The following is a 20752-nucleotide window of genomic DNA, read 5'->3' as shown; positions in this document are numbered from 1 at the left end:
GCGCTCACTCGCCGCCTATTCGCCTGAGGCGGTCGATCAGAATCGCGCGCGACCCCATAACATCGCGCGTACGATCGGCAAGCAGGCGGTTGGCGATGGCCTTGCCCTGGCGCTCCAGCCGGGCGAGCAGATCGGCCCAAGGCTCGTCCGGGGGCGGGGCAGGGGTGGTGCCATAGCCGACCTCGCGCAGCAGCAGCACTTCGTACCCCGCCAGCACGCGCGCCCAGCCCCGCGCCGATGGCGCCAGGCAGATTGCATCGAGCAGCGCAGCCAGCGAATCGTGCAGCAAGGGATAGGGATGGCCTTCGGGAAGGGTTGCCGCCGTCAGCGCACAGGCCCAGGCGATTCCGGCGCTGGGCAGCGGCTCTGACAGCCATGGGCCGCGACTCGTCACCAGTTCGACGCGAGCGGAAGGCAATTGCGATGCGGTGCGGGCACGAACCTCGACCGCGATGGTATTGCCGGGGATCAGGACCGGGCGCAGTTCGCGGCCGCGCGCGCCCGATACGAAAGCGGCGGCGAGGCCGTGATCGAGCGTCAGCACGCGAATGATCGCGCCATGTTCGCCATGCGGCAGGACCGAGCAGAGGATGGCGGGCGTGCGGATCAGCATGCGTGGGCAGCCTTGCGCCACAAAGCTGCGTGAAACAATGCCCTGTGGTGCAAGCCTAGCAAAACTGCACAACAGCGTTGGAACATCATGGCGATTGCGATAGTTTGATCACCATGAAGCAGCTCTTCCAGCATGCCGCCATCACCGAAGGCGTCACGGTGCGAGTCGCCGTGAACTTCCTGCCCGAGCAGTCGCGGGTGGAAGCGGGCAAATGGTTCTGGGTCTATCACATCCGTCTCGAGAACGACGGAGACCAGCCGGTGCAACTTCTTTCGCGCCACTGGCGGATTACCGATGGCAGGGGGATGGTCAATTTCGTCGACGGCGATGGCGTGGTCGGCGAACAGCCGGTGCTCGAGCCGGGGCGCAGCCACGACTATGTCTCGGGCTGCCCGCTGAGCACGCACCATGGTAGCATGGAGGGTCACTACACGATGCAGCGCGCCGATGGCTCGCTGTTCGACGTTGCGATCCCGTTCTTTCCGCTGGCGGCGCCCGCTCCTGCCAATTAAGGCGTCTGCATGAAGCGGACGCATCTCCCCCTCAATGGCCTGCGCGTGCTCGATGCGGCGGCGCGGCACCTTTCGTTCACGCGGGCGGCTGACGAACTGGCTGTTACACCGGCGGCGGTTGGCCAGCAGATCCGCGCACTGGAAGACCTGCTGGGCGTGGTGCTGTTTCGCCGCACGTCGAAGGGCCTTGAACTGACCGACGAGGCCTCGGCAGGGCTCGACGCCATACGCGAAGGTTTCCTGCGCTTCGAAGAGGGCGTGCAGGCGATGCAGGCTGGGCAGTCCAGCCACGTCTACACGATTGCCTGCCCACGTGATTTCTTCGCAGCCTGGCTGTCGCCTCGGCTGGCCAGCTTCCGGGCCCACAATCCGCAAATGAAGTTCTCGCTGGTCGGCGGTGATGCCGACATCGACTTCACCGAAGCCAATCTCGATCTCGCGGTGCGCTGGGCCGAAGGACCGGGTGATCTCGAAGGCATCGCGCTGGGCGATGCGCTGATGGTGACAGTCGCCTCGCCCGATGCGCCCGCCGACAGCCCATGGATCGGCTGGCCCGGCGATCCCGCTCCCGAGGGCGGCGAAGTGGGGTTTTCGGTGGGCGACGCCGGCACCGCGATCAGTGCCGTCCGCGCCGGTCTGGGCAAGGCCAACGTGCCGCTGCAACTGGCCGAGAGCGCGATAGCAAGCGGCGGCATCATTGCGCTCGAAGCTCCGCGGCGGGCGCGACGCGGCTATTGGCTGGTCGCACCGCTGCCACAATGGCGCCAGAAAAAGGTAAAGGCGTTGGTGGCCGAACTATCGGCGTCATTGACGGCCTGAGCGGCAAGCCAGGCAACTCTCAAGACAGAACCGGCTTCGGAGACCGTCCGGGGCTGACTGCGGCTGCGGCTTCGATCGAAAGTCCTTTTCCGGGGCGGGCCCTTACTGCCCGTTAACTCTGCCACGTTAAAAGCTGGGCGATGAATCGGGGGACGCACGACGCCAGGGCGCCCAGAGGGGCAGCCGGCCTGAAAGGGCGGATCGGCGGACTGTTGCGTGAATGGGGCAGCCGTTGGCAACCGCATGAAGGCGACAACTTCACGCTGGCCTACGCGAACAGCCTCTCGCACCGGTTGCCACTGCTCTACATCGTCGTTGCCTTTGACCTCGCGCTGACAGCCATCCGCTTCGGCAACGCCGCCCCTGCATGGCTTGCTGCCTTCGGCCCAATGGTTCTGGGTGGATTTGCGCTGTGGCGCGCGGTTTACTGGCGTCCATCTGCGGTGAGGGAGCGGTCGCTGACGACGCTGCGGCGCGACCTCAAGGCGATGAGCTGGGTCGGCGCCTGGGCGGGCTTCATGTTCGTGCTGTGGGGCATGCTGCTCTATCCCTACGGAGATCGCGACGCGCAGTCGTTCATCCATTACAGCATCGCCATCGCCGTGTTCTCGGGCATACTCGGGCTCGGCCATGCCCCGTTGACGGCGCTGCGAATCGCGGTCGCAATGACGATCCCCTCGATCGGACAGATCCTCTTCAGCGGGCATCCCAACGCGATCATGGTGACGCTGGTGCAGGTCGTGGTGACGACGCTGCTGCTGCTCGTGACCAATGGTCACCATCGCGACTTCGTGCGGCTTGAGCTTTCGCGCCAGCAGCTTGTCCGGCGCGAGCGCGACGCGGCGAGACTGGCGCAGAACAATCTTGTCCAGGCTACGATCGATCCGCTTACGGGGGCGCTGAACCGCCGCGCCGTGCTGGCGCGGGTCGAGGCAGAGCTGGCAAAGGCCAGCGCCGCGCCAAGTGGTCAAGCTGGCGAACCTGCCTGGCTTTCGCTGATCGATCTCGACGGTTTCAAGCACGTCAACGACACCTACGGCCATGCCGCCGGCGATGCCGTACTCGCCGCCGTTGCAACGCGGTTGGCAGGCTTTGCCCGGATCACCTGTTTCGGCAGATTGGGGGGCGATGAATTTGCAGCCCTGATCGACGGGGCGCTCGACGAGGATGGCGTTTGCCTGCTCGCCACCGAGATGTCCGAGGCACTGCGCGCACCGGTTCTCCATGCCGGGGCGGTGCTGCGCCTGTCTGGTTCGGTCGGGGTTCATCGTCTCAACGGACGTAGCGTCAGCGACTGTCTCGAGCGCGCGGATGCGGCGCTGTACAAGGCAAAGGAGCAGTCCGACGGCGCGGTCGTCGTGTTCAGTCATGAAGACGAGATCGCGTTGCAGGATCGCGCGGCGATCACCCGCCAGTTCAATGACAGCAATCTCGCCGACAGTCTGAAGCTGCTCTACCAGCCAATCGTCGAGGGGCAGACAGGCGCGACCTCGGGTTTCGAGGCATTCGTGCGATGGAGCCCCGACGGTGTGCGTTGGCTGGCGCCAGGGCAGTTCCTGTCGCTCGCCGAGGCAACCGGACGCACCGGCGAACTCACCCGCATGATTTTCGCCAGAGCCCTGCGCGAGTGCAAGGCCTGGCAATATGGGCGGACGCTCTCGATAAACCTCTCGCCGCGTGACGTTATCCGGGCGGGCAGCGTCGAGGCGCTGGCCCGCATCGCCGAAGAGGCAGGAGCGCCAGCACACGCCATCATTCTTGAAGTGACCGAACGTGCGCTACTTGCGGACCCCAAGCGCGCCGAAGCGCAGTTGCGAGCCTTCCGCGCGAAGGGCTTCCGCATCGCGTTGGACGATTTCGGCGCAGGCTGGTCGAGCCTCAGCCAGGTTCACCGCCTGCCGCTCGACATGATCAAGATCGACCAGGAACTGTCCCGCGCGCTGGGCAGCGAAGCCGGTGCGCGCACGCTTGTCGGCACGATCATTTCCCTTGCCTGGCAACTGGGAATCGACTGCACGATCGAAGGTGTCGAAGATGAAGCGCAGGCCGAGACCGCCCGCGCACTGGGCATCCGCCTGATGCAGGGCTATCACTTCGGCAGGCCGGAACCTGTCGAAAGCGCCCTGGCGATCATGTCGCAGCAAGCCGCTCCCGAGGCCGTCGAACTGCGCGCCTGAGGCGGCTCAGTGCTCCAGCACGATGGGGCGCGGCGTGCCCGGGGGATTGAGGCGGCGGAACAGCTTGCCCTTCTCGCTGAACAGCACGAGCAGCAGGGTCAGCACCCCGCTGGCCAGCAGTGCCAGGGCAAGGGGTTGTGCGGTGCCATCGTAGGCCTGGCCCACGAAGATGCCGATGCTCGATCCGATCACCATGCGCAGGAAGGCATGCATCGAGTTGGCACTGCCAGCGGTACGTTCAAATGGTTGCAGCGCGATCGAGCCGAAGTTCGCGCCGATGAAGCCGATCAAGATCATGTTGGTGATCATCAGCGGCATGAACTGCCACAACGTCTCGTCCGGCTGGCTGGAAAACCACGTTTGCAGCGCGCTCACGAAAATGAACGCGATCACGGCTGTGTGTGACACGCGGCGGGCGCCGAAGCGTTCGACGATGCGCGAGTTGGAGAAGTTGGCCCCGGCCATCATCAGTGCCGAGAAGCCGAACAGCACCGGGAACAGGGTCCCGGCGCCGAAGTGTTCGCCAACCAGCTGTTGCGAGGAGTTCACGTAGCCGATCATTGCACCGAACGTCAGAGAACCGCCCAGCACGTAGCCGATTGAAGAGCGCTTGGTTGCAGCGCCGATCATGTTTCGGGCAATGGTCAGCGGCATGATCGGCTGGCGGTATTCTGGGTGGAGCGTTTCGGGCAGGCGCACGAAAACCCATCCGGCCATGATCACGGCCATGGCCGCGAGGAACACGAAGATCCAGCGCCAGCCTGCAAAGAGCAGCACGACCTGGCCGATGCTTGGAGCCAGCATAGGCACGACGAGGAACACCACCGAGATGATCGACATCTGCTTGGCCATCTGATCGCCCGAGAAGCGATCACGGATGATCGCGCCCGGCAGCACGGCAAGGCCGCCGCACCCCATGGCCTGCGCAACGCGCATCGCCAGCAGTGCATCGAACGAGCTGACCAGCGCACATCCGAGCGAGAAAATCACGTAGATCGCAATGCAGGTCAGCAGCACCGGCCGGCGGCCGAAGCGGTCTGCCAGCGCACCCGGGACGAGCGAGGCAAAGCCCGAGGCCAGCAGGAAGCTTCCGACGACGAGCTGGCGCCGGTTGGGGTCTGCCACGTCGAGATCGCGGGCAATGTCGCCAAGGGCGGGAAGCATGGCATCGACGGCCAGGGCCTGCAGCGCCATGACCAGCGCCATCATGGCGATGGTCTCACGCTCGCCCATGGTGCGCGGACGAGGCGTGGCAGCGGAATTGTTAGCGGGCATAACTGCCCTTTGAACGAGAATGCATGCAATTCCCACCCTTTATGTTGCGGTGCGAAAGGGACTATCTTCTGCCGATGGAGTTCGCACGCGCCGAAGATGAGCCTGACCGACAGGCAATTGGCGTGCGCAAGATCATCCACGTCGACATGGACGCCTTCTTCGCCAGCGTGGAACAGCGCGACGATCCGGCGATCCGTGGCCTGCCGGTAGCCGTTGGCGGATCGTCCGGGCGGGGCGTGGTGGCCGCGGCCAGCTACGAGGCGCGCAAGTTCGGGGTGCGCTCGGCGATGCCATCGGCGCGGGCGGTGCAGCTTTGCCCTGATCTCATCTTCCGCAGGCCGCGCTTCGATGTCTACAGGGCGGTGTCACAGCAGATCCGTGCGGTGTTCCTGCATTACACCCCGCATGTCGAGCCGCTGTCGCTGGACGAGGCCTATCTCGACGTGACTGACGATGTGCGCGGGATCGGTTCAGCCACGCGCATAGCCGAACTCATCCGCAAGCGCATTCGCGAGGAGACCAGCCTGACCGCCAGCGCGGGCGTTTCCTACAACAAGTTCCTTGCCAAGCTTGCCAGCGACCAGAACAAGCCCGATGGCCTGTGCGTGATACGGCCCGGCGAGGGCGCGCAGTTCGTTGCGGCGCTGCCGGTCCGGCGGTTCCACGGCATCGGGCCGCGTGGCGCCGAGAAGATGGCAAGGCTCGGGATCGAGACCGGTGCCGATCTGCGCGCTCGCGATCTTGCCTTCCTGCGCGAGCATTTCGGCAGTTCCGCCGATTACCTCTATCGTGCCGCTCGTGGCATCGACCTGCGCCAGGTCAAGGCCGACCGTCCGCGCAAGTCGGTCGGTGGGGAGCGCACCTTCGAGCGCGATATCTCCTCGGGTCGCGAACTGCGCGAAACGCTGGAGCGGATCATCGAGATCGTATGGGAGCGCATTGAACGCAGCGGATCGAAGGGGCGCACGATCACGCTGAAGATGAAGTTCAACGATTTCACGCCATGCACGAGGGCCAGGTCGCTTGGGCGCGCGATCGCGGGGCGCGATGAATTCGCCAGCCTCGCGCGCGAATTGCTTGATGCGCAACTGCCCCTGCCCAAGCCCATCAGGCTGATGGGCCTGACGCTTTCCGCACTGGAAGGTGAGGAACCCGAAGAGCAGGATGATGGCGGAACCGTGCCAGTGGCTCAGGCGGAATTGCCATTCTGACAGGCGGTCCAGCGCTCGATCATGGCGCGCGTCGGGCCGCTCGCCGTGGCGGGTAGCGCGCCGGGCGGGAAGAACCGTGCTTCCACGATCTCGCGGCCATCGGCGATGGGGTCGTCGCTCGTGACGCCGCTGACAATCTCGATCACGTTGGTCCAGCCGTTTCGGCCCAGCGTGATCGCGCCGAGATGTCGGGCATCGCCAAGGCTGCAACCGGTTTCCTCGATCAATTCGCGCCGTGCCGTCGCGATCACGTCTTCACCGCGCGCCAGCCCGCCCCCCGGAAGCAGCCAGCTTTGCCGGGCATGGTAGCTGTGGCGGACAAGCAGCACTTCGCCAGCGGCATTTATCGCGATCACGCTGCAGCCTGTCACGGTCCTGCCGGTCCTGCGCCACCACCACAGCCGGGCAGCATGGGCAAGACGCAGGAGCGCGCGATGCAGCGGGGCGGGCAAGACCGGAACCATGCGCGCCACCGTGGCGCAACCGGTGACAATTGTCATCCGTAGCAAGTGCTCGGGTCCGGTCTCCGGGAGCAGGGAAGCTTGCCAATCCCCTGTCACACTACGGTAGCAAATCACTGCTTGGGCTTCGTGCGGATGGTGTGACGCGTGGCGCTTGTGAATCGCCTTCATCAGGGTATGCCTGTCGCGTAGGAAGGGAACATGCGGTTGAGATTCGGGGGAATCAGATCTGGCTCCGGGCTGGCCATGCCGGGCTTGCGCCTTGCCGGTCCATCGCTGCACGATGTGCTGTGGTGGGTGTTGGCGCCGACCATTGCCGGGCTTGGTGCTGCGTTGTTCTGGGCCATCGTCACCCCCGTGTCGCCGCTGGGTGCGTGGCAGCCTGCGGGCGTGCGCGTGATGTCTGCAACAACGCGTGCGGCCCTGTTCGCCAGCGTCGATCCGTTCAATCGTGGCGCTGCGGCTCCCGCCCAGGGCGAAACCTCGGGCGCGGTGACCTCGCTGGCGCTGACCCTGTTTGCAACGCGCGCCGCGCCGGGCGGTGGCGGTACCGCGATCATCGCCGGCGGAGACGGGGTGCAGCAGGTCTATCGTGTCGGCGCTGAAGTGCAGCCCGGCGTGACCCTGGCCGCTGTCGCGTTCGAACATGTCGAACTTTCGCGCAATGGCGCCAAGGAATTGCTCTATCTCGACCAGTCGGGCCCTGCCCCCAGCGCGCAGGGCGTGGTTGCCGCAAACCCGGTTGTCGCCCCGCCGGCAGCAGCGCCGGGCAGCGGCGTAAGCGTTGCCGCGCTGCGCAGCGGCGTCAACTTCGGGCCCAGGGCTGAAGGTGGGAAGGTCGTCGGCGTCGAGGTCCTGTCCTCGGGCGATGGCGCGGCTTTCCGCGCGGCCGGGTTCCAGCCGGGCGACGTGATCACGGCCGTCGACGGCAAGCCGATCACCAGTGCGGGCGATGCCGCCGCGCTTTCCGGAGCGATCCGCGCCGGCACCTCAGTTGCTGTCACCGTGCGTCGCGGCGATCGCCAGCTTCCTCTCGCAATCACATTGGCCCCATGACCCTGCGCAAGCTCATCAGTCCCAAGATGCTCCTCGGAGCCGCCGCGCTCGCGCTTGCCGTGCCGCAAGCGGCCCTCGCGCAATACACGCTGAACGTGCGCGAGGCCGACATTCGCGCCTTCGTGGCCGATGCCGCCGAAGTCACCGGCCGCACCTTCATCGTCGACAGCCGGGTGCAGGCCAAGATCAGCGTCGTGTCCGACCGGGCGCTGAGCCGCTCGGAATACTTCGAGGTCTTCCTCTCGACCTTGCGCGCCAATGGCCTGGTTGCCGTGCCGACGGGCAACGGCGCGTTCCGCATCCAGCCGGCCGATGGCGCCGCGGCCAATCCTTCGCGGATCGGCAGCCGGGGTGCGGCGCTCAGCCAGATGGTCACCGAAGTGATCCGGCTACGCGCGATCGATGCGGCGCAAGCGGTGGAAACGCTGCGCCCGCTGATCAGCAAGGAAGGCGCGATCACTGCCAACAAGTCGGGCAATTCGCTGGTGGTGGTGGACTATGCCGACAACATGCGCCGCATCCGGGCGCTGCTGGCCGACATCGATCGCGACAATGCCGCGACGCAGACGGTCATCCTCGAACACGCTGGCGCGCGTGAAATCGCCACGGCGCTGACGCAGCTTGTGCCCGACGGCGGGGAGGGCGCACGTGCCCTCGCCAATGTCGTGGCCGTTGACAGCGCGAATGCCGTGCTGATGCGGGGTGAGCCGGCGACTTTGGCCAAGCTTGCCGCCATGGCGCGCCAGCTCGATGCCAAGGCAGCGACCGGGGGCGAGATCAAGGTCGTCTGGCTCGACTATGCCGATTCGGCCGCCCTTGTACCGGTGCTCGAGCGGCTGCTCGGCGGGCAGGGCGGAGGAGAGGTGGCCTCGGCCAGCGCCGCACCGGTTTCGTTGGGCGGCGTCGGCAGCAACCAGACCTCGACTGCCGGAACGCAAGGCTCGACCGGACCTGCTGCCTCCACCGGCGGCACCCAGACCAGCCCGATCGGCGCGACCGCGGGCGGACTCGGCACCGGGCCGATCAAGCTCGCCAACGGACGCGGCACGGCGACGATCACGCGCTATCCGGGCGCCAACGCGATCATCATCGCCGCGCCGGCCGACGACCAGCGCCGCATCGGCGAGGTGATCCGCCAGCTTGACGTGCCGCAGGAGCAGGTACTGGTCGAGGCGATCATCGTCGAGATCTCGAACAACGTGGCGAAGGAGCTGGGCGTCCAGCTGCTGTTCGGCGGCAAGGACAAGCCCTTTGCCGTGACCAACTTCTCCAACTCCTCGCCCAACATCATCGATATTGCGGGCGGGCTGCTGGCCGACAACCTGAACCAGACGACGACTGTGGTGAATGGCGCTACCGTCACGACCACCACCAACAGCGCCGCCGGTGACCTGCTGCGCGAAAACGCCGCGACCAAGGTGCTCGGCGCCAGCGGCTCGTTTACCGGGTTCCTCACCGAACTGTCTAAGGACACCTATCTCGGCGCGCTGATCAACGCGGTGCAGACCGACAAGAATTCGAACATCCTGTCGACCCCGCACATCACCACCAACAACAACGTGCCGGCCTCGATCCTGTTCGGCCAGGAAGTTCCGGTCTCGACCGGCGAGGCGCTGTCGCAAGGCAATTTCAACGATCGGTTCCGGACCATCCAGCGCCAGAACGTGGGCATCGAGCTTGACGTGGTGCCGCAGATCAATGCCGGCAACACGGTGCGGCTCGACTTGCGGCAGGAAGTCAGCTCGATTGCCGGGACCGTATCGCGCACCTCGAACGAGCTGATCATCAACAAGCGCGAGATCAAGACGACGGTGACCGTGGGTGACCGCGAAATCGTCGCGCTGGGCGGCCTGCTTGACGACAACGAGCAGCGCACGCTGCAGAAGCTGCCGCTGCTGGGCGACATTCCCGTGCTTGGCGAGGTGTTCAAGTCCCGCGCGCGCAGCAGGGTCAAGACCAACCTGATGGTGTTCATCCGTCCGACGATCATGCGCAACGCGGCGGATCGGCAGGCGCTTGCCGCACGGCGCTATGGAGTGATCCGCAACGCGCAGGTGCAGTTCAATGCCAAGCAGGAGCCGACCATCGACCAACTGATCGTCGACTACATGGGCGCAACGTTCCCCGCCGCCCCTTCGGCGCAAGTGGCCGTCGTTGCCCCCGGTGACACGCTGATCCGGCCTCGCGCCACGCCCTCGCCGATCGAGCAGACCGAACTACCGCCGAGCAGCAGCGCGCAGAACTGAACCATGGACGCCGTGCAGGACATCGCTGGAGCCGGGGAGCCGCTGGTCGATGCGGTGACGGTGGTTGCGCCTGCACAACAGGCAGCGGTCCCCTATGCCTTTGCGCGGGACAATGGTGCGCTGGTCGAGGATATCGAAGGAGAGCGCGTGAATGTAGCGCTGCGCGAAGGCGGCAATGCGCTGGCACTGCTCGAGATCCGCAGCACCTTCGGCCTGCCGCTGCAGGTGCGACGGGTTGCCTCGGCCGAATTCGAGAAGCTGCTCGCCGATGCCTATGCCATGGACGGTGCCGCTGCCGCCGTCGCAGGCGACATGGGCATCGCGGGCGAGGGGCTCGATCCGCTGGCGCTCGGCCTGCCGACAGCCGAGGACCTGCTTGACAGTGCCGACGATGCGCCCGCGATCCGTCTGATCAACGGGTTGATCGCCGAAAGCCTGCGGCAGGGCGTTTCGGACATCCATATCGAGCCCTACGAGACTGCGCTGGTCGTGCGCATGCGCTTCGACGGGGTCCTGACCGAGAAGCTGCGCATGCCGCCCCACGTCGCGCCGGTGCTGGTCAGCCGCATCAAGGTCATGGCGCGGCTCGACATTGCCGAGCGGCGCGTGCCGCAGGATGGGCGCATCTCGCTGAGCCTCGGCGGCAAGCTTGTCGATGTGCGCGTGTCGACCCTGCCCAACCGCGCTGGCGAGCGTGTGGTGATGCGTTTGCTCGACAAGGAGAACGCTGGGATCGACCTTGTGCAACTCGGGCTGGATCCGAAGGCCGAGGACACGCTGCGCCGGGCGCTGGCCGAGCCCAACGGCATCGTGCTGGTCACCGGCCCGACCGGCTCGGGCAAGACGACCACGCTCTATGCCGCGCTGCGCGGCCTGAACGACGGGCAGCGCAATATCCTGACTGTGGAAGACCCTGTGGAATACGCTGTGGATGGCGTGGGCCAGACGCAGGTCAACGCCAAGGTCGGGCTGACCTTCGCCGCTGGCCTTCGCGCGATCCTTCGCCAAGACCCCGACGTGGTCATGGTCGGCGAAATCCGCGACAAGGAAACCGCCGACATTGCCGTGCAGGCCTCGCTCACCGGGCACCTCGTGCTCTCGACGGTCCACACCAATGACGCTGCCGGTGCGATCACGCGGATGCGCGACATGGGGGTGGAGCCGTTCCTGCTCGCTTCCACCTTGCGCGCCGTCATCGCGCAGCGTCTCGTCCGCCGCCTCTGCCCGCATTGCCGCGAGGAACACGAGATTTCGCCCGGCATGGCCGAGGTGCTCGGCATGAAGAAGCTGCGCATGGTATGGTCTGCCAAGGGCTGCATGCAGTGCGGACAGACCGGGTATCAGGGCCGGGTCGGCGTGTTCGAGGCACTGCGCGTGGATGACACCATCCGCCAGATGATCCACGACAACGCCGATGAAGCGGCGATCGCCCGCCATGCCTTTGCGGATTCGCCTACGCTGGCCAAGGCTGTGCGCCGCCTCGTCCGCGATGGCGTGACGAGCGCCGAGGAAGCCGCGCGCATCATGCGGCGGGACGGCTGATGGCGCGCTTTGCCTATCACGCGATCGATCCCAGGGGCGAGGAGCGCCGCGGCGCGATCGAGGCCGCTACCGAAGCGGCCGCACGCGAGAAGCTGGGCGCGCGCGAGTGGTTCGTGGTCAGCCTCAACGCCGATGCCGCCGCCTCGGCCCGGCGTGCGGCGACGAGCACCAGCGGTCTTGCCCTCTTCTCCACGAAGCTTTCGGCCAAGCAGCTGGCCCTGTTCACTCGCCAGCTTTCCTCGCTGATGGTGGTCAGTCCGCTTGAGGAAACCCTGCGCACGATTTCCCGCCAGACCGAAAAGCCCAAGGCGCAGGCGATCCTGACAAACGTACACGCCGGCATCGTCGAGGGCCTGCCGCTGGCTGAGGCGATGCGGCGCGAGGAGCCAAGCTTTCCGCCGATCTACCGCGCGATGATCGCAGCGGGGGAGAATTCAGGAAGCCTGCCCGCCATTGCCGACCGGCTCGCCGACATGCTTGAACGGCAGGCGCAAGTGCGCGGCAAGATCATCGCGGCACTCGCCTATCCGATCGTGCTGTCGCTTGTGGCGGTTGGCGTGGTGACCGGGCTGATGATCTCGGTCGTGCCGCGCGTGGTCGAACAGTTCGACAATGCCAGCCGCCAGTTGCCGATGCTGACCCGCGTCGTCATCGGCATCTCGCAGTTCCTCAGCACCTGGTGGTGGGCGCTGCTGGCGATACTGGCGCTTGCAGTGGTCGGCTTGGTGCGCTCCTTGCGCAACCCTGCGTTCAAGCTGCGCTTCGACGCCGCGCTGCTGCGCCTGCCCTTCATCGGCAAGCTGATCCGCGACGTGCATGCGGCAAGCCTCGCCCGCACGCTGGCGACGATGATTGCCGCGCGCTTGCCTTTGGTCGATGGTCTGCGCCTTTCGACGCGGACGGTATCGAACGCGGTGCAGGCACAATCGCTGGCGGGCATTTCCGAGAAGGTGCGGGCCGGCGGTTCGCTGTCCACCGCCCTGCGCGAGGCGGGTACTTTCCCGCCGCTGCTGGTCTATCTGGCCGCCAGCGGCGAGGCAGCAGGCCAGCTTGGCACCATGCTCGAACGCGCCGCCGATTATCTCGAGCGCGAATTCGAAGCCTTTACTGCGGCCGGCATGGCCCTGCTAGAACCCGCGATCATCGTGATCATGGGCACCATGGTTGCGCTGATCATTCTCGCCATCCTGCTGCCGATCCTGCAGCTCCAGAACCTTACCGGACTGTGACCATGACCGAAGAAACGCCGTTCCAGACTGTCGAAACTACGGCCGAGACAGAAGACAAGCGCCGCCGCAACGGCTTCAGCCTCGTCGAACTCATGGTTGTCATCTTCATCATCGGGCTGCTTGCGACCGTGGTGCTGATCAACGTGCTGCCGAGCCAGGACAAGGCGATGGTGGTCAAGGCGCGCAGCGACATCGCCACGCTGGAACAGGGCATGGAAATGTACCGCCTCGACATGGCGACATACCCCGGACAGGCCGAGGGTCTGAACGCCCTGAAAAGCCCGCCAGCCAACCTCGCGCAGCCGCAGAACTATCGCTCGGGCGGCTATGTGAAGGACGTGCCGACCGACCCTTGGGGCCATCCGTACCAGTATCAGGTGCTGGGTCGTGACGGAAAGCCGTTCGAGATCTTCTCGCTGGGTGCCGATGGCCAGCCCGGCGGCAGCGATCTCAACGCCGATATCTACGCCGGAAAGAACTGATCCGCGCACGATGTCAGACGCCGCCTCGCCTTCTGCTGATGGGTTGATCCTGCTGCTTCCGGCGGCCCCGGACGAGGCGTGGCGCCATTGGCGCGTCGGCGCCGCGGGCGTCGGGCCCGAACAAGTGGTCGAGACCCTGCCCGAACACGGGGCGGTCACGGTACTGGTGCCCGGAGCATTGGCGCCGGTGGCCGACAAGCCCCTGCCCGCCATGCCGGTGGCGCAGGCACTTGCCGCCGAACGGCTTTCGCAGGGGCAGGGCGGCCTTGGCGCGGAACGCCACGCTGCCGTCGGCGCCGCGGACGGACGCCTGCTGTCATGCCGGATTGCTGCAGCCGACATGGATCGCTGGCTTGCGGCGCTGGCGCAGGCGGGCGTCGATCCGCAGGTCATGGTTCCCGCCGGGCTGGTCCTGCCCCGGCAGGATGGTGCGCTGGTGCTGGGCCGGTTGGGCGATCAGTTGCTGGCCCGCACGCAACAGGCCGCCTTTGCCGCCGAAGAGGCACTGGTCGATGTGCTTGGTGATGGACTTGAGCAGGTGGCGCTCGATGACGATGCGCTGCTCCAGAGGTTGGCGCAGATCCACGCCGCGCCACCGCTGAACTTGCGGCAGGGGGCCTATGCCCCGCGCCGTGTATCCGTGTTCCGCACCGCCAACTGGCTGGGGCTTGCCCGCATGTCGGCGACGGCGGCTCTGCTGGGCCTCCTGTTGACGCTGGTGTGGATCGTCAAATGGAACATCGATAGTAGCGCCGAGGAAGCCCGCGCACTCGAACTGGCGCAGCAGCGATTCCCCGCGGCGACCGACCTCGACGCCGCCGAACGCCTCCTTGCAGCCGAACTGGCAAAGCGGGGCGAGGGGGGCGCCAGCTTTGCCGCTCCCACCGCCGCGCTGCTCGATGCCATGCGCCCGGTTGCAGGCGTGAAGCTGCGCGATCTTGGCTATGGCGCCGACGGCACCTTGCGCTTCACTGCTGCTGCCCCCCGCGCCGAGGACGTCAACGCCGTGTTGATTGCGCTGCAGAACAACGGCTGGAAAGTCACCGTGCCGCCAGCCCTTGCGCCTGATCCCACCGGCGCCACGGTCGCCGCGATCACCGTGAGGGCACCGTGATGGAGCGTGTGACGGTCTGGTACATCGGCCTCACGACGCGCGAGCGGATTCTGGTCAGCGTCGCCGGCGCGCTCGCCGCGCTCATCGTGTTGATCTATGGCATCGTGCTTCCCGTGGGCAATGCGCTTGACGAAGCGGCAATGCGCCATCGCGAGGTGACCGAGCGGGCAGGGCGGATTACCGCCGGGATCGATGTGCTCAAGCGAACACCCCGGGGCCGCGCGGCAATGGCCAGCGGCCCTGTCGAGCAGATCGCAGCAGGCAGCGCGCAGGAAGCGGGGTTCGTCGTGCAATCGAACCAGAAGCGCGGGGCCGACATGGCTGTGCTGGTGATCCCGACAGCGCGGCCATCTGCGGTTATGGCCTGGCTTGATGGGCTGGCAGGCCAGGGCCTTGCCGTAGAGCAGGTCACCATGACGCCGGCTCCGGATGGCTCCGTCGCGGTCAATGTCACCTTGCGGAAGGCAGGAGCGTGATCGGTCGGTGGATTTTCGTTCGCGGGCAGGCGATGGGGCGCCGCGGCTGGCTGGCGCTGGCCGCGCTTTTCGCCATCGCGCTAGGTCTGTTCCTGCCCCTGCGGCTGGTGCTGGGCATGGCGATGCCCGAAGCCTTGTCTGCGCGCAGTGTCGAAGGCAGCGTGTGGCGCGGCAGGATCGCCGACCTCAATGTGGGGCCGCTGCCGCTTGGCACGGTGGAGGCCGGATTGTCTCCGCTGCCGCTGCTGATTGGCCGTCCGGAACTGGCCCTGTCGCGCGAAGGCTTCGCGGCACGGATCGCACCGGGAAGGGTGCGCGATGCCAACGGCTCTGTGGCGCTTCCCGATGGCCTTGGCGGCTTGCCAGTCACATCACTTGGCTTTGGCGATTTTTCGGCAATCATCGATGGCAGTGCTTGCCAGGAGGCAGGCGGAACGCTCAGCATGACATTGGCCTCTCTCGGGCCGCTTTTGCCCGATGCCATGACGCTTTCGGGCCAGGCTCGGTGCGAGAAGGGCGCGCTGGTTGTGCCGATGCGCGGGCCGCAGGGCATGGAAAGGCTGATACTCAGGATCGGCGGCGACGGCCGCTGGCAGGCAGACCTCACCCTTGCCGGACTTCCGCAGGAAACCGCTGACGCGCTCAAGGCATCCGGGTTTGACGCCCGTCCCGGCGGCATCGGCATCGGGACGGGCGGAACTTTCTAGAAGATCAGGGCCAGAAACAAGGCCCAGTGATCAGGCAAGCGTCTGGGTCAGGAACCATGCGCGCTGTTCGGCCTGGTCGGTCCAGTCATCGGCCATGCCCTCAGTGGCATTGTCGCCAGCTTCGGTAGCGGCATCCTTGACCGCGCGGATGGCCGCAACCAGTGCCACGTTGTCGTCGCGCAGGGCCTTCACCATTTCCATGGCGTCGATCTTGGTGCGGTTGTCGTCCTTGATCGAGGCCTTGCCGGCAATCGCGCCGATGCCCGTCAGCGTATCGCTGCCATTCTTGCGCACGCGCTCGGCAATGACGTCGGTCAGCGCGAACAGTTCGGCGGCCTGCTCGTCAAACAGCAGGTGCAGTTCGCGGAACTGCGGACCAGCCACGTGCCAGTGGTAGTTCTTGGTCTTCAGATAGAGCGTGAAATAGTCGGCCAGCAGACCATTCATGCTGTCGATCAGGGCCTTCTTCGCGTTGTCTCCGGGCATGACGTTCCCCTTTCATGAGTCCGGTGGGATTGAGCCATCTATACGCCGGGCCCGGTGAAACGTTTCATGCATACTTTTGGGCACGGTGATCGCCCCAGTGGATCATTCCACCCTGGCGCTGCCCTTCAGAAGGAATAGCCCGCCGAGCGCGGAAACGAGCGAACCCGCCAGGATTCCGAGCTTAGATTCCTCGACCAACAGCGGCGTGGCCGGGAAAGCGAGACCGGCAATGAACAGGCTCATCGTGAAGCCGATGCCGCAAAGCAGCGACAGCCCCCACAATTGCCGGGTGCTGGCTCCCTCGGGTCGCGTGGCGATCTTGAGCTTCTCGGCCAGGACGATGCTCCCCAGCACGCCGATCTGCTTGCCGAGCACGAGACCCAGAGCGATAGCCAACGGCAGGGTCAACGATCCACCCTCGCCCAGAGTGAGCGCCACGCCGGCGTTCGCCAGTCCAAACAGGGGAACGACGATGAAGCCGTTGGGCGTGACGAGCGCATGTTCGAGCCGCAGGAGCGGGCTGTCGTGCTTGCGGTTCAGCGCAAGTGGCACAGTCAGGGCGGCTGCAACACCGGCAATCGTGGCGTGCACGCCTGAATGGAGAACGGCATACCACAGCAGCGCCGCGCCGATCAGATAAGGCGTGATGGCCCTGATCCCGAAGCGGTTGAGAAGCGCCAGACCCAGCAGGATTGCGGCGGCGGCACCCAGCCAGGCAAGGTCGAGGCCCGTCGTGTAGAAGAACGCGATGACCAGCACTGCGCCAAGATCGTCGACGATGGCGACGGTCAGCAGGAACAGGCGCAGCGAGGGCGGCAGGCCCTTTCCGGCGATAGCCAGCACGCCGATCGCAAAGGCGATGTCGGTCGCCGAGGGAATTGCCCATCCAGCGTGCAGGGCGGGATCCCCGGCAGCGACAAGCAGGAAGATTGCAGCCGGAAAGGCCATTCCGGCGATCGCGGCAAGGACCGGCAGACGCCGCCGCCGGCTATCGGCGAGTTCGCCCGCCAGGACCTCACGCTTGATCTCGAGGCCGACGACGAAGAAGAACACGGCCATCAGCGCATCGTTGATCCACAGATGCAGGTTGTAGAGCTTGGCGATGGGCGTCCAGGCCAATCGGTGGTGGAACAGGTCATGCCAGGGCTCCGCCAGCGGCGAGTTGGCAAGGACGAGCGCCAGCGCGGCGCATATCATCAGGACAATGCCAGGCGCTGCTTCACTTTGCGCAAATCGGCGCAAGAAGCCCGTAGATCCTGAATTTCCTGCCATTTTCGAATCATCCGATGTTCACGAAAGGGAGCCTGACGGCATAGCATCAGCGTTGTGCAGGACGGGGTCCGGCAGGTCAAACCGGGGGCAGGGTCTTTGTGGCAGTCGGCGTCCTTAGCTGACCTTTCCCGCGCGGGATGGCATTGGCTGGCATTGGTCGAACACGAGATGATGTTGTTCGCATCGGTCTGGTTCGCGATCTTCGCCATCGACGAACTGCTGGTGGATGCGGTCTGGCTGTGGCTGCGCCTCAGGGGCAGGACGCGGTCGCAGCAACTGCGGACTGTGCCTGACGGCGAACTCGCGGGCCTGGCCGCCGTCCTCGTACCGGCCTGGAGCGAGGCGCACGTGATCGGTGCGATGATTGCGCGGGCCTTTGCCGCATGGCCGCAGAAAACGCGCTGGGTTCATGGCATCGCGTTTCAGGGGTGGGAGCGGATGGGCTGGCCGCTGCGTCTCGCCGATCTGTGGATGCGCCTGCGGGACCGGCGTGGTCCGCTGGTAGCGATGGCGATGGCGGTGGCCTACGCGCTCGTCCTGCTGTGGCCGGTGCTGGCACTGGCGGAGAGCCTCGGACTGGCGCCGGTCAGGCCGAGGGACCCGCTGCTGGCGCAACTGCTGCTGTTCAACCTTGCCAGCCTGTTGTGGCGGCTGGGGATGCGGGGGATGTTCACGGCGCGGGAATATGGCTGGCGCGAGGGGCTGCTCGCGATGCTGCGGCTGCCCGTGGGCAATGTCATCGCGATCATGTCGACGCGGCGCGCGATGGTCGCCTACCTTGGCGTATTGACGGGCGGGCGATTGCGATGGGAGCACACCATTCACCGCATTCATCCCTTCCAGGCTGACACAAAGCGACTCGGCGGAGAGAAACAGTCTCTCGATCCGCTTGGCTCCGGGATGGGAGATCGCCGTGCTGTTGCGGTCGGCGATCGTCAGCGTCGTGACCTCGCGATCGCGGCGCAATGACCTCGCCCCCTGCGCGACGTCGACGCGGGCAGCCGGTCGCAATGCTGGCGCTGATAATGACTGTCTGGATCGGCGCGCGCGGCTGGCTCGTCACCCGTGATGGTGCATCGCTCCAGGCCCGAACCATGCGCAGCGGACAGATGCTGTCCTCCGCGCCAACGCCGCATCGCATGGCAAGCATGAGCGCTACCTTTGCGTCTCGGCCCACGCCCCGCCCCGGTGCCGGGCCCATCGCGCAGGCACCCGCCGCCCACCGGCGGGAATCCCCCCCAGCCCGCGCCGTCGTCGCGTTCCCGTCCTTCCCGATCAGCCCGCTGCCCCCTGCCAGGGATGAAACGGCTGTCGCGAGAGAACTGGCGACGTCGGCCCCCGGCAAGGTCGCTCGGCTGGACGCCGTTTCGCGCTGGTCGGGCGATGGCTGGCTGCTGTTGCGGGGCGGCGGTGGAACGTCTGCCTTTGCGGCGGGTGCGGCATCCTATGGTGCGAGCCAGGCCGGCGCGGTCTTGCGCTATCGGCTCGCCGCCGGAACCGTTCGCAGCCCCTACGCCTACCTCCGGGCGAGCACGGCCATCGGCACCGCGGGGCAGGACCGCGAGCTGGCTGCGGGACTTGCTGCAAGGCCGCTGGCCGATCTGCCGCTGCGGCTCCTGCTCGAGGCGCGGGTGCGGGATGGCGTCGGCACAAGTCCTGCAAGCTTGCGCCCAGCGCTGCTGGTGGTGACAGAACTGCCCCGCCGCGATCTGCCATCCGGTTTTCGTGCCGAGGCCTATGCCCAGGCTGGTTATGTCGCTGGCCGAAACGCAACGCCCTTCTTCGACGCCCAGTTGGTGGTGGATCATCAGGTTTCGCCGGGCCTCGTGCCCGCGCTCGAACCGCGCCTCGGGCTCGGCATCTGGAGCGGTGGGCAACGCGGTGCTGCGCGGCTGGACCTGGGGCCCCGTGCCAGCGTGCGGCTCGATGCGCTAGCGGGCAAGCCGCTTGTGCTGGCGCTCGACTGGCGGCTGCGTGCGGCGGGATCGGCACGGCCGGACAGCGGCCCGACGCTGACCGTTGCCTCATCCTTCTGAGCCAGCCGGGATTGCCGGGAAAGTTTTTCGGTGCGCAGCCGTGCTTGCGGGGTTGCTGCGCCGGAGTGCCCGGCCTAGCGTTGCCGGGCAATGGACGTGTACCTTCCCATCGCGAACCTGTCGGTCAACGGGCTAGTGATTGTCGGCCTTGGCGCTCTAACCGGGCTGCTCTCGGGCATGTTCGGCGTGGGCGGCGGCTTTTTGACCACGCCGCTGCTGATATTCTACGGCGTGCCGCCCACGGTCGCTGCGGCATCTGCAGCCAGCCAGGTCACCGGGGCGAGCGTGTCGGGCGCGTTCGCGCACGCCCGCCGCAACGGGATTGATTACCACATCGGCGCCGTGCTCGTTGCCGGCGGCATCATCGGCACGGGGCTTGGCTCGCTGCTGTTTCGGCTGCTGCAGGCACTTGGCCAAATCGATACCGTGATCAACATTCTCTACGTGCTCCTGCTCGGCGGTATTGGCGGGCTGATGGCGCACGAAAGCATTGCCGCGATCCGCGCGCAAAGGGCAGGCGTGCCGCTCCCGGCCAGAAAGCGGCGCCATCATCCACTGGTGGCCAGCTTGCCCATGCGCTGGCGTTTCTATCGCTCCGGCCTCTACATCTCGCCGCTGGCGCCATTGTTGCTTGGCGTGGCCACCGGCATCCTGACCATGCTCATGGGCATCGGTGGTGGCTTCATCCTCGTCCCCGCAATGCTCTATATCCTTGGCATGGGCGTGAACGTCGTTGTCGGCACATCGCTGTTCCAGATCCTGTTCGTGACGATGGCGACGACGATGATGCATGCGCTCACCACCCGCGCTGTCGATATCGTTCTTGCCGTTCTGCTGCTGGTCGGATCGGTGACCGGAGCGCAGATCGGCGCCCAGTTCGCACAGAAGGCCAAACCCGAAAATCTGCGCCTGATCCTTGCGGTGATCGTGCTTGGCGTGGCCTTGCGCATGGCGCTTGGCCTCGGATACCGCCCTGACGAGATCTATACCCTGGTGCCGCTGTGACGGGGCCCTGGCGGTGGTGCCTGCTGCTGGCAA

Annotated in this window: 20 protein-coding genes; 15 read left to right on the top strand and 5 right to left on the bottom strand. The window is 66.2% G+C overall.

Translation table 11 applies throughout. From position 1 onward, the window contains the following. Positions 1-4 precede the first annotated feature (4 nt). Entirely contained in the window at positions 5-613 is a 609-nt protein-coding gene (locus B9A23_RS08850; protein WP_084278499.1) for a DNA repair protein RecO, read from the bottom strand. A 113-nt stretch (positions 614-726) separates the two neighbouring features. On the opposite strand from B9A23_RS08850, the gene apaG reads away from it, so the two are divergent. The 3 genes from apaG (at position 727) to B9A23_RS08835 (ending at position 4121) form a co-directional block, all read left to right on the top strand. Continuing rightward, complete coding sequence (gene apaG / locus B9A23_RS08845) at positions 727-1125, top strand: Co2+/Mg2+ efflux protein ApaG (protein ID WP_084278498.1); 399 nt, start codon at positions 727-729, stop codon at positions 1123-1125. 9 nt (positions 1126-1134) lie between these two features. Further along, positions 1135-1944 (top strand): LysR family transcriptional regulator, encoded by an 810-nt coding sequence (locus B9A23_RS08840; protein ID WP_084278497.1) that lies wholly within the window; start codon positions 1135-1137, stop codon positions 1942-1944. 140 nt (positions 1945-2084) lie between these two features. Then, the gene (locus B9A23_RS08835) at positions 2085-4121 is read left to right on the top strand and encodes a putative bifunctional diguanylate cyclase/phosphodiesterase (protein WP_084278496.1); all 2037 of its coding nucleotides are present in this window, start codon (positions 2085-2087) and stop codon (positions 4119-4121) included. Between the two features lie 6 nt (positions 4122-4127). On the opposite strand, the gene B9A23_RS08830 is transcribed toward B9A23_RS08835, so the two are convergent. Next, on the bottom strand, positions 4128-5396 hold the full coding sequence (locus tag B9A23_RS08830) for a multidrug effflux MFS transporter (protein ID WP_084278495.1): 1269 nt from the start codon (positions 5394-5396) through the stop codon (positions 4128-4130). A gap of 74 nt (positions 5397-5470) precedes the next feature. Here B9A23_RS08830 and dinB point away from each other — a divergent pair, with 74 nt between their 5' ends. After that, positions 5471-6607: a DNA polymerase IV gene (gene dinB, locus B9A23_RS08825; protein WP_084278706.1), complete on the top strand. Its 1137-nt coding sequence runs from the start codon at positions 5471-5473 to the stop codon at positions 6605-6607. On the opposite strand, the gene B9A23_RS08820 is transcribed toward dinB, so the two are convergent. Further along, positions 6586-7107 carry an NUDIX domain-containing protein gene (locus B9A23_RS08820; RefSeq protein ID WP_176217927.1) on the bottom strand — a complete coding sequence of 174 codons (522 nt, stop codon included), beginning with the start codon at positions 7105-7107 and terminating at the stop codon, positions 6586-6588. The two genes, dinB and B9A23_RS08820, sit on opposite strands and share 22 nt — an antisense overlap. Before the next feature lie 162 nt (positions 7108-7269). Here B9A23_RS08820 and B9A23_RS08815 point away from each other — a divergent pair, with 162 nt between their 5' ends. From B9A23_RS08815 to gspN, 8 genes are read left to right on the top strand one after another with little or no spacing between them, the layout of a single operon-like run. Further along, positions 7270-8124, top strand: a complete 855-nt coding sequence (locus B9A23_RS08815; RefSeq protein WP_084278493.1) for a type II secretion system protein N — start codon at positions 7270-7272, stop codon at positions 8122-8124. After that, positions 8121-10370 (top strand): type II secretion system secretin GspD, encoded by a 2250-nt coding sequence (gene gspD / locus B9A23_RS08810; RefSeq protein ID WP_084278492.1) that lies wholly within the window; start codon positions 8121-8123, stop codon positions 10368-10370. Before B9A23_RS08815 ends, gspD begins: the two co-directional genes overlap by 4 nt. A 3-nt stretch (positions 10371-10373) precedes the next feature. Continuing rightward, positions 10374-11912 carry a type II secretion system ATPase GspE gene (gene gspE, locus B9A23_RS08805; RefSeq protein ID WP_084278491.1) on the top strand — a complete coding sequence of 513 codons (1539 nt, stop codon included), beginning with the start codon at positions 10374-10376 and terminating at the stop codon, positions 11910-11912. Continuing rightward, the gene (gene gspF / locus B9A23_RS08800; protein WP_084278490.1) at positions 11912-13141 is read left to right on the top strand and encodes a type II secretion system inner membrane protein GspF; all 1230 of its coding nucleotides are present in this window, start codon (positions 11912-11914) and stop codon (positions 13139-13141) included. The genes gspE and gspF overlap by 1 nt, the downstream gene beginning before the upstream one ends. A 2-nt stretch (positions 13142-13143) precedes the next feature. Further along, entirely contained in the window at positions 13144-13623 is a 480-nt protein-coding gene (gene gspG, locus B9A23_RS08795) for a type II secretion system major pseudopilin GspG (RefSeq protein WP_084278489.1), read from the top strand. A 10-nt stretch (positions 13624-13633) separates the two neighbouring features. Next, positions 13634-14737, top strand: coding sequence for a type II secretion system protein GspL (gene gspL / locus B9A23_RS08790; protein ID WP_139797390.1), 1104 nt, complete (start codon positions 13634-13636; stop codon positions 14735-14737). Then, positions 14737-15213, top strand: a complete 477-nt coding sequence (gene gspM / locus B9A23_RS08785) for a type II secretion system protein GspM (RefSeq protein ID WP_084278487.1) — start codon at positions 14737-14739, stop codon at positions 15211-15213. The genes gspL and gspM overlap by 1 nt, the downstream gene beginning before the upstream one ends. Then, positions 15210-15920, top strand: a complete 711-nt coding sequence (gspN, locus tag B9A23_RS08780; RefSeq protein WP_084278486.1) for a type II secretion system protein N — start codon at positions 15210-15212, stop codon at positions 15918-15920. Before gspM ends, gspN begins: the two co-directional genes overlap by 4 nt. Positions 15921-15950: 30 nt before the next feature. Here the strand turns inward: gspN and B9A23_RS08775 are convergent, their stop codons facing one another. After that, entirely contained in the window at positions 15951-16406 is a 456-nt protein-coding gene (locus B9A23_RS08775) for a Dps family protein (protein WP_084278485.1), read from the bottom strand. Positions 16407-16508: 102 nt separating this feature from the next. Then, entirely contained in the window at positions 16509-17678 is a 1170-nt protein-coding gene (gene nhaA, locus B9A23_RS08770) for a Na+/H+ antiporter NhaA (protein WP_084278484.1), read from the bottom strand. A gap of 168 nt (positions 17679-17846) precedes the next feature. Here nhaA and B9A23_RS08765 point away from each other — a divergent pair, with 168 nt between their 5' ends. The 3 genes from B9A23_RS08765 to B9A23_RS08755 all read left to right on the top strand — a co-directional run bounded on the left by B9A23_RS08765 (position 17847) and on the right by B9A23_RS08755 (position 20719). After that, complete coding sequence (locus B9A23_RS08765; protein WP_139797389.1) at positions 17847-18647, top strand: glycosyltransferase family protein; 801 nt, start codon at positions 17847-17849, stop codon at positions 18645-18647. Between the two features lie 56 nt (positions 18648-18703). Then, positions 18704-19714 carry a hypothetical protein gene (locus tag B9A23_RS08760; protein ID WP_139797388.1) on the top strand — a complete coding sequence of 337 codons (1011 nt, stop codon included), beginning with the start codon at positions 18704-18706 and terminating at the stop codon, positions 19712-19714. Between the two features lie 90 nt (positions 19715-19804). Then, complete coding sequence (locus tag B9A23_RS08755) at positions 19805-20719, top strand: sulfite exporter TauE/SafE family protein (RefSeq protein WP_084278481.1); 915 nt, start codon at positions 19805-19807, stop codon at positions 20717-20719. Positions 20720-20752 lie beyond the last annotated feature (33 nt).

Origin of the sequence: Novosphingobium sp. B1 (assembly GCF_900176395.1) — a bacterium.
Lineage (GTDB): Bacteria > Pseudomonadota > Alphaproteobacteria > Sphingomonadales > Sphingomonadaceae > Novosphingobium.
This window is presented reverse-complemented; position numbering and strand designations above follow the sequence as displayed.